The 7,785-nt window shown below is 69.3% G+C and carries 8 protein-coding genes and 1 pseudogene; 4 read left to right on the top strand and 5 right to left on the bottom strand.

The window, feature by feature from the left end; genetic code table 11:
- Window positions 1-319, top strand: a pseudogene (locus VET29_RS10475) (site-2 protease family protein); the annotation flags it as partial.
- Window positions 320-358: 39 nt separating this feature from the next.
- On the opposite strand, the gene VET29_RS10470 reads toward VET29_RS10475, so the two are convergent.
- A complete protein-coding gene (locus VET29_RS10470; RefSeq protein ID WP_324918341.1) occupies window positions 359-1,141 on the bottom strand; it encodes a hypothetical protein in 783 nt (260 codons plus the stop codon).
- Between the two features lie 136 nt (window positions 1,142-1,277).
- Here VET29_RS10470 and VET29_RS10465 point away from each other — a divergent pair, with 136 nt between their 5' ends.
- Window positions 1,278-2,114 carry a tRNA (adenine-N1)-methyltransferase gene (locus VET29_RS10465; RefSeq protein ID WP_324918338.1) on the top strand — a complete coding sequence of 279 codons (837 nt, stop codon included), beginning with the start codon at window positions 1,278-1,280 and terminating at the stop codon, window positions 2,112-2,114.
- Between the two features lie 13 nt (window positions 2,115-2,127).
- On the opposite strand, the gene VET29_RS10460 is transcribed toward VET29_RS10465, so the two are convergent.
- From VET29_RS10460 to VET29_RS10445, 4 genes are all read right to left on the bottom strand, one after another.
- On the bottom strand, window positions 2,128-2,814 hold the full coding sequence (locus VET29_RS10460; RefSeq protein ID WP_324918335.1) for a hypothetical protein: 687 nt from the start codon (window positions 2,812-2,814) through the stop codon (window positions 2,128-2,130).
- On the bottom strand, window positions 2,801-3,490 hold the full coding sequence (locus tag VET29_RS10455) for a hypothetical protein (RefSeq protein WP_324918331.1): 690 nt from the start codon (window positions 3,488-3,490) through the stop codon (window positions 2,801-2,803). The genes VET29_RS10460 and VET29_RS10455 overlap by 14 nt, the downstream gene beginning before the upstream one ends.
- A 31-nt stretch (window positions 3,491-3,521) precedes the next feature.
- On the bottom strand, window positions 3,522-4,151 hold the full coding sequence (locus VET29_RS10450; protein WP_324918326.1) for a hypothetical protein: 630 nt from the start codon (window positions 4,149-4,151) through the stop codon (window positions 3,522-3,524).
- A 165-nt stretch (window positions 4,152-4,316) separates the two neighbouring features.
- Window positions 4,317-5,036: a hypothetical protein gene (locus tag VET29_RS10445; protein ID WP_324918323.1), complete on the bottom strand. Its 720-nt coding sequence runs from the start codon at window positions 5,034-5,036 to the stop codon at window positions 4,317-4,319.
- A gap of 257 nt (window positions 5,037-5,293) precedes the next feature.
- On the opposite strand from VET29_RS10445, the gene arc reads away from it, so the two are divergent.
- Both arc and VET29_RS10435 read left to right on the top strand, forming a co-directional pair.
- On the top strand, window positions 5,294-7,108 hold the full coding sequence (gene arc, locus VET29_RS10440; protein WP_324918320.1) for a proteasome ATPase: 1,815 nt from the start codon (window positions 5,294-5,296) through the stop codon (window positions 7,106-7,108).
- Between the two features lie 76 nt (window positions 7,109-7,184).
- Window positions 7,185-7,785, top strand: a 601-nt coding sequence (locus VET29_RS10435) for an aldo/keto reductase (protein WP_324918317.1), incomplete at its 3' end; no start/stop codon positions are given.

Raw genomic sequence — 7,785 nt, 5'->3', positions numbered from 1 at the left:
GGTCGCGGACGCCCTCAGCGCCGCCGCTGGCCGGGGTGTGGTGCTCGTCCGTGCCGACGGCGTCGCGGCGGGGCTGCTCGACCAGGTCGCCGCGCAGCGGCTGGCCGAGCGGTCCCCGATGGCGCCGGCCGAGCAGGCCGCGGAGCCCATCCGGCCGGAGTCGGTGCTGCTGGACTCCGAGCCGGGCGAGGAGATCGCCGAGCGGGTCGCGGAGACGGCCGCCTGGCAGTTCCTCGTCGTGGACGGGGAGGGCAGGCCCGCCGGGGTGCTCCACCGGGAGGACCTGCGTGCCAGCCTGTCCGGACGGCCGCGTTCCTAGCGCGTCCCGGCGCTTGGCCGACCGAAGAACCTCCCGCCGCTAGCTCGTCGGGATCGGGTTCGGGATGGACTCGTTGCCGTCGCCGCCGCTCCTGGACGTGGGCCTGTCCGGCTCGGGTTCCCTGCCGCCCCCCGACGACGACTGGTCGTAGAGCCCACAGGCCTTGAAACGGCCGCTCTCCTTGATGACCTTCATGTCGAGCGGGTCCTCGGCGTCCTCGCCCGCGGCCTTCGGCGTCATCTTGAAGGTGGCGCCGCCGCTCGACTCCTTGAACTCGGAGATGCTGAACGTGACCTTCTTGGCGTCGGGCTTCTTCGTGGCGCTGGACTGGTCGTCGCGTGCCTCGCCCAGCTCGTCGTTGAGCTTCTTGTAGTCGGCCGAGCAGGTGAGCGGCTGGAGCGACGAGAGGTTGACGTCCCCGATGGGCCTGCTGAGCTGGGTGCTGAGCTCCTTGGCGAAGGCGTCCGCGGTCTCCCGGGCGTTGTCGGCGCTGTCGCTGGCGTTGCCGTCGTCGCGCAGCAACAGGAACGCGGCGATGCCACCGCCACCGATCACGAGCACCGCGACGATCACGATGGTGGTGATCAGACCGGTCCGCGACTTCTTCGGCGGCGGTCCCATCGGGTAGCCCGGCTGACCCCACTGCTGCTGCCCCGGGGCGCCGTAGGGCTGCTGCCCGTACGGTTGCTGGCCGTACGGCTGCTGCTGGCCATAAGGCTGCTGCGAACCGTAGGGCGGTTGCTGGCCGTACGGTTGCTGGCCGTAGGGCTGCTGCTGGCCGTAGGGGTCCTGCGGACCCGGTGGTTGCGGTGGGTAGGTCATGATCCCCCTTTTGATCGATTTCGCCTCGCCCGGCCAGGGTAGTGCCGGTCGGGGACATTGGCGGGATCTGGGTCTGGGACGATCAGCCGACGTGAGTGGCGCCGGGTGGGCCAACTCGGACACGGGAGGGAATCGGGTGACGGAGGCAAGGGCGAGCGGGCCGTTCCAGGTGGGCGACCGGGTACAGCTCACCGATCCGAAGGGGCGGCACTACACGCTCGTGCTCACGCCGGGGGAGTACTACCACACCCACCGCGGCGCGGTGGCGCACGACGACCTCATCGGGCAGGACGAGGGCTCGGTGGTCACCTCGGCGGGCGGCACCGCGTACCTCGCGCTGCGGCCGCGCCTGGCCGACTACGTGCTGTCCATGCCGCGCGGCGCGCAGGTGATCTACCCCAAGGACACCGGGCAGATCGTGATGTGGGGCGACATCTTTCCCGGTGCGCGGGTGCTGGAGGCCGGCGCCGGCTCCGGTGCGCTGACCTGCTCGCTGCTGCGTGCCGTCGGCCCGGAGGGCTCGGTCACCTCCTACGAGATCCGTGAGGACCACGCCGAGCACGCCGTACGCAACGTCACCCACTTCTTCGGCGAGCGCCCCGACAACTGGGACCTGCGGGTCAAGGATCTGGCCACCCACGAGGGCGAGGTGGACCGGGCGATCCTGGACATGCTGTCCCCGTGGGAGATGCTGGAGACCGTCGCCGAGAGCCTGATCCCCGGTGGCGTCCTCGTGGTCTACGTGGCGACCACGACCCAGCTGTCCAAGGTCACCGAGGCACTGCGCGAGCAGCAGTGCTGGACCGAGCCCGAGGCCTGGGAGACGCTGATGCGCCCCTGGCACGTGGTGGGCCTCGCGGTGCGCCCCGACCACCGGATGGTCGCCCACACCGCGTTCCTGCTGACCGCCCGCCGCCTGGCCGACGGCGTGGTCACCCCGCGCCCGCAGCGCCGAGGCCGCCAGACCACCTAGCGGGCCTGGCCGCTCAGGGGATGCACCAGCGGCCGTCCTGCTTGGTCAGGGGCATCGGGATCTCCGTGGGGTCGACGCCCTTGATCGTCACCCGGACGGTGATCGTCGCGGTCTCGCCGTTGACCTGGGGCTCGCCGATGACCTCGACCGTCGCGTCGGTGGGGAACGTGTCCTCCTCGCCAGCGGAGCTGGGGTCGCAGCTGAGCTGAGCGAGTGTCTTGACGTCCGCGTTGGTGATCGCCGTCGCGGCCTGTTCGGCCACGGACTCCACGTTGCCGGCGTCCGCGGCCGGCGGCGCGGCCGTCGCGGTGGACGACGGCGCCGTGATCGTGGCGGTCGTGCCGACGGCGGGCGGCGACACCGGTGCCCTGGTGCTCGGCGCGTTCGAGTCCTGGATGGTCGGCACCCCCGGCCCGCTGGCGTCCTTGGTCGAGTCGCCCCTGGTCAGTGCGAAGGCGACCAGCCCGGCGACGACCAGCACGACGACCGCGGCGATCGAGAACAGCCAGACCTTCCGCCGGCTGGCGGGCGCCTCGACGGCAGGCTCCTCGGTCGTCTCCTCGGTCGTCTCGTTGGTCGTCTCGGTCGTCTCGTTCTCGGCCTCCCCGGTCGAGACGACGGCCGTGTCGTCGGCCGGAGACTCGTCGGCCGGCTTCTCGCCGTCCGGCGTCTCGGCTCCAGGCCCGTCAGGTTGAGACACACCAGGCTCCGTCCTTGAATGCCATGAAAATGGGCGCCGACTGATCGCTCGTGCTGTCCTTCAGCTTGTAGAAGACGGTCGCCGAGACGTCCGAGGCCATGTCGGCCCGGTCGAACTCCACCTTCACGTCCTCGGGCAGCGCGGTGTACAGCACACCCGGGCCGTCCCCGGTGCAGGTCAGCTTGGTCGCGGCGGACTCGTCCCGGCTGTTCAGGGCCTCGAAGTAGCTCTGCGCCACGGCCTTCAGGTCCGCCTCGCTGCCACCGCCCCCACCGCCGGGGGTGGACTTCTCACCGGTCGGCGTGTCCTCGGTGGGCTGCTCGCCGGTGGTCTGACCGGTCGTCTCCTGGCCGGCGCTGTTCCCGCCGTCGTCGCCCCTGGTGAGCAGCCACACCGTCAGGCCGCCGCCACCCAGCACCAGCACCGCGATCACGACGATCGCGATGATCATGCCCCGTTTGTTCCTGGGCGGCGGGCCACCGGGCTGACCGCCGTACGGCTGCTGCCCGTACTGGTACTGACCCTGTGGCTGCCCGTACTGCCCGTACTGCCCGGCCGGGGGCTGCTGGCCCTGGTGCCCGTACTGCCCGGGCACGGGCTGCTGGCCGTACGGCGCCGGCTGTCCCCGCGTCGGGCCGTACGGGTCTGGCTGACCCGGCTGCGGCGGATACGTCATGACTCTCGCTCCGATGCTGGTCTGCGGTTGGTCAGGCCTCGTCCTCGCCGCAGAACCGCCACCTGCCGCTCTCGTCGACGATCTTGATGAGGATCTTCGCGTCCTGGGTCTGGTCGGGGCCGGCGAGCACCAGGTCGATCTTCGCGCTGGCCGTGTCGGGGTTCTTGCTGTCGACGTCCACGTCGCCGTCCGCCGTCGCGGTGATGGAGTAGTCCTGGAGCTTGCCCTCCAGGTCCGAGGTGTCCGTGCCGAACTTCTTCTTGTAGGCCGCGCACGCGTTCTTGACCACGTCGGCGAAGTCGTTGTTCTCGTACGCGGCCATGTAGTCGTCGCGGACGTCGTCTGGAGTGTTGCTGGCGTCCGGGTCGTCGCTGCCTTGACCTTGGTCACGATCTGATGACTTGTCGCCGGTCGAGGAGTCGTCGCTACCCGTGTCCTTCGACGAGCTGTCGCTGCTCCGTTCGGAGGACGCGCTGTCGCTGGGCTTGTCGTCGCTCTTCGTGATGAAGTAGGTCGTCAACCCACCGCCCGCGAGCACCAGCACGGCGATCGCGACGATGGCCACGATCTTGCCGTTGTTGCGCTTCTTCGGCGGGCCACCCGAAAAGGCGCCGAGGCCCTGGTAGGACGGCTGCTCGGGCTGCTGCGGTGGATAGCTCATCTCTTGGCCCCGAACTCCTCACACATCATCACACTCTGAAGACGGAGCCGGCGCGCCGTCCGTTCCCGCGAACACCGGGACGAAACCCATCGTAGGAGAGCCGCACGACAGCGGCGGTCGCCGGGACACGCCCGACGACCGCCGCGTTGACCAATCCGTTGCGACTCAGCTGGGAGAGCCCGAACCGAGACCCGAGACACACCAGTCGCCGCTCTCCTTCTTGAGGTTCAGCACACCCTTCGTCTCCTTCAGGTACTGCTTGGCCTCCTCGGGCACGTTGCTGAAGGTGATCGTGACCTCGGCCGTCGCCGCGTCGTCGCCCTTCTTCTCGACTTTGCCCAGCTCGAAGTTCATCTTGACGCCGGCGAGCGAGGAGTCGATCTCCCCGGGGTCGACGTTCTTCTTGACGTCTTCCTTGTCGGCGTTGCACGTGAGCTCGACGAGCTTGTCGTAGTCCTGGTCGTTGGCGGCGGACACCGCCGCCTCGGCCACGCCTTCTGGACTGCCCGTGTCCGCGCCCCCGGTGAGACTGATGATCAGCACCACGACCACGGCCACGACGACCACGCCACCACCGGCGAGGATCCACGGCATCGGGCTCTTCTTCCGTGGCGGGTACCCGTAGCCGGTGGGCTGCCCGTACTGGGGCTGGCCGTAGGGCTGCTGGCCGTACTGCTGCGGACCGGTCTGCGGATAGCCGCCACCGGGCTGCTGCTGCTGGTACCCACTCCCGGGCTGCTGGTATCCGCCACCGGGCTGCTGGTATCCACCCTGCTGGGGATAACCACCCTGCTGCGGGTAGCCGCCAGGCTGCTGACCCGGGCCGGGCTGCTGCCCCCAGCCGGGCTGCCCACCCCATCCCGGCTGCTGCGGCGGTTGTGACATCGCTTGCATCTCCCTAGTTCGCGGCGGGCCCCCGCCTGAAAGTGTTCGAGCTGCCGCCGGCACCCCCATGACCGGCCGACTATCTGACGCACCGTAGCGGGTAGGTGGTTCCATCACGCGCCGAGATGGCCTAATCCACTTCCGACAGTGTCCGTTTCCACGGTGTGACGCGACGGTTCCGAGATGTGGATGGTCTTCTTTTGTCGGTCTTCACCGGTACCGTGTGGGTAAGTAGAAATTCGGGAGGAGGTGCCGACATGCAGCACGATCGTCCCGGTGGTCGGCCAGAGGAGGCCGACGAGCACGGCGCTGGACCGGAGCCGGGTACTGGGCATGAGCCGTCCGAGGCTGCCCAGATCCGGTTTCTCGAAGAGGAAGTAGCGCTGCTGCGCCGGAAACTGACGGACTCGCCTCGGCATGCCCGCCTGCTCGAGCAGCGGCTGGCCGAGGCGTCCGAGCGAGTCAGCCAGTTGACTGAGCGTAACGCCAAGCTGGTCGAGACCCTGCGGGAGGCGAGGAGCCAGCTCCTCGCGCTCCGGGAGGAGGTCGACCGGCTCGCGCAGCCGCCGAGCGGCTACGGCGTGTTCCTCTTGGGACACGAGGACGGCACGGTGGACGTGTTCACCGCGGGCCGGAAGATGCGGGTGGCGTGTTCGCCCGCGGTCGAGGTGGGTGACCTGCGTCGCGGTCAGTCCGTACGGCTGAACGAGGCGCTGACCATCGTCGAGGCCGGCGCCTTCGAGCGGATCGGTGAGGTGTCGACCCTGCGCGAGCTGCTCGCGGAGGCGGACGACTCGCCGCCGCTGCGCGCGCTCGTCGTCGGGCATGCCGACGAGGAGCGTGTGGTGTGGCTCGCCGACCCGCTGCGGGAGTCGACGCTCAAGCCGGGTGACTCGCTGCTGGTCGACTCGAAGTCGGGCTACGCCTACGAGCGGGTGCCCAAGGCCGAGGTCGAGGACCTGGTGCTGGAGGAGGTGCCCGACGTCCGCTACGAGGACATCGGCGGCCTGTTCCGGCAGATCGAGCAGATCCGCGACGCGGTGGAGCTGCCGTTCCTGCACGCGGAGCTGTTCCGCGAGTACGAGCTGCGGCCGCCGAAGGGCGTCCTGCTCTACGGTCCGCCCGGCTGTGGCAAGACACTCATCGCCAAGGCGGTGGCGAACTCGCTGGCCAAGCAGGTGGCGGCGGCCCGGGGCGACGGCAAGGCACACGAGGCCAAGTCGTACTTCCTGAACATCAAGGGCCCGGAGCTGCTCAACAAGTTCGTGGGTGAGACCGAGCGGCACATCAGGCTGATCTTCCAGCGCGCGCGGGAGAAGGCCTCGGAGGGCACACCGGTCATCGTGTTCTTCGACGAGATGGACTCGATCTTCCGCACCCGGGGCAGCGGTGTCTCCTCGGACGTGGAGACCACGATCGTGCCGCAGCTGCTCAGCGAGATCGACGGCGTCGAGGGCCTCGAGAACGTCATCGTCATCGGCGCGTCCAACCGCGAGGACATGATCGACCCGGCGATCCTGCGGCCCGGCCGCCTGGACGTCAAGATCAAGATCGAGCGGCCGGACGCGGAGGCGGCGCGGGACATCTTCTCGAAGTACCTGACGTCGAGCCTGCCGATCCACACCGAGGACCTCGCCGAGTTCGCGGGCGACCCCAAGGCCACGATCGACGCGATGATCCAGCACACGGTCGAGCGGATGTACGAGGAGACGGAGGACAACCGGTTCCTCGAGGTCACCTACGCCAACGGTGACAAGGAGGTCCTGTACTTCCGCGACTTCAACTCGGGCGCGATGATCCAGAACATCGTGGACCGGGCGAAGAAGGCGGCGATCAAGTCGGTGCTGGAGACCAAGCAGCCCGGCCTGCGCGTGCAGCACCTGCTGGACGCGATCGTCGACGAGTTCGCGGAGAACGAGGACCTGCCGAACACCACGAACCCGGACGACTGGGCACGAATCTCCGGCAAGAAGGGGGAGCGGATCGTGTACATCCGAACCCTCGTCACCGGCAAGAACCAGGAGTCGGGGCGGGCGATCGACACCGCGACGAACACGGGCCAGTACCTGTAGGTGGGTACGGTTCGCAACAGGCCGACCGTGCCCGGCGGCGGCCTCGTCAACGGAGGGTCGGCCGGACTCTTGAACCGTGCTCGATAGGTTCGGACTCGGACTGGCGGCACTCGGCCGGCCGGCGTACATCAACGTCGGCCGGTCCGAGCTGCCGCCTTCGCGTTCCGTGGACGACATGCGTGCGGCGTCGTGGGCAGTGCTCGACGCCGCGTACGACGCGGGCGTCCGCTGGATGGACGTGGCCCGTTCCTACGGCCGTGCCGAGGAGTTCCTGGCCGGCTGGCTCGACGCCCGCTCGCCTGCCGCGGTGACGGTGTCCAGCAAGTGGGGCTACGCCTACGTGGGCGGCTGGCGCACGGACGCGGCCGTGCACGAGGAGAAGTCCCACACACTCGACCGGTTTCGCGCCCAGTGGGCGGAGAGCACGGGTTTGCTGGGCGAACATCTCGCCCTGTACCAGGTGCATTCCCTGACCCCGGACAGCCCGCTGTTCGACGACCTGGCGCTCCAGGACGCCCTTGCCGCGCTACCCGTACGGGTCGGCTTCTCGACGTCCGGACCCGCACAGGCCGACGTGGTGCGCCGGGCACTGGCGCTGGAACGGCAGGGAACCCCGGTCTTCACGGCAGTACAGTCGACCTGGAACGTGCTGGAGCCGTCCGTCGGCCCGGCGCTGG

It is taken from the genome of Actinophytocola sp. (assembly GCF_035634895.1).
Classification (GTDB): domain Bacteria; phylum Actinomycetota; class Actinomycetes; order Mycobacteriales; family Pseudonocardiaceae; genus Actinophytocola.
The sequence above is the reverse complement of the archived record's forward strand: the minus strand, read 5'-3'. Positions and strand labels throughout refer to the sequence as shown.

What these genes read in the sequence shown, in the direction of transcription:
- VET29_RS10450 (WP_324918326.1), bottom strand. Translation starts at nt 4,151, where the DNA reads ATGAGCTATCCACCGCAGCAGCCCGAGCAGCCGTCCTACCAGGGCCTC.
- arc (WP_324918320.1), top strand. Translation starts at nt 5,294, where the DNA reads ATGCAGCACGATCGTCCCGGTGGTCGGCCAGAGGAGGCCGACGAGCAC.
- VET29_RS10455 (WP_324918331.1), bottom strand. Translation starts at nt 3,490, where the DNA reads ATGACGTATCCGCCGCAGCCGGGTCAGCCAGACCCGTACGGCCCGACG.
- VET29_RS10445 (WP_324918323.1), bottom strand. Translation starts at nt 5,036, where the DNA reads ATGTCACAACCGCCGCAGCAGCCGGGATGGGGTGGGCAGCCCGGCTGG.
- VET29_RS10470 (WP_324918341.1), bottom strand. Translation starts at nt 1,141, where the DNA reads ATGACCTACCCACCGCAACCACCGGGTCCGCAGGACCCCTACGGCCAG.